The following is a 541-nucleotide window of genomic DNA, read 5'->3' on the forward strand; positions in this document are numbered from 1 at the left end:
GTTTTCGATATAGAGATCCGATTTCGGGTCCGCCAGGCGTTGGCGAATCAGATTCCGCACGAATGATGCACCACCGCTGCCAGCCATGGAGAGCGAAGCGAAGGCTGGCAGTCCCCAGTAGCCGCGAGGCCGCACTGCTTACCCGTCGTGCGCATAGCGCCAGAGGGGAAGCAAAGTAGGCATCCAAACGCGGCGTCCAGTCATTGGGAGGCAAGTACGGAGCAGCAACGAGCTTGCGAAGTTGTTGCGTAGTGCTGGGTGACCAGGACGGCTGGGGCACCAATAGGTTGTCAAAGGCCGAGTCGATTTTGGGGACTGGGATGTCCCAAAATCTATCACGAGGCCGAAGACACGCTTATCCTTCTGTCGCAGACTCACAAATATACTCTTATGATGCTATAACAATCAACCGGATATGGCTTCCCAAATCCCCAGATAGAGGCATATCAGCGCCCGAAGGGTGCCAATATCCACTGATTTCCGCTTGGTTGAATTGCAGACAGCGATGAATTAGACCGGATTTGACCAGGAAATCAGCACA

Annotated in this window: 1 protein-coding gene; it reads right to left on the bottom strand. The window is 54.2% G+C overall.

The window, feature by feature from the left end; genetic code table 11:
* A partial coding sequence (locus ACOCD2_RS25715) for a hypothetical protein (protein WP_419626422.1) occupies positions 1 to 280 on the bottom strand: 280 nt, incomplete at its 3' end.
* Positions 281 to 541: the final 261 nt, after the last annotated feature.

The organism is Thiolapillus sp. (assembly GCF_048562965.1).
Taxonomy (GTDB): domain Bacteria; phylum Pseudomonadota; class Gammaproteobacteria; order Chromatiales; family Chromatiaceae; genus Thiolapillus; species Thiolapillus brandeum_A.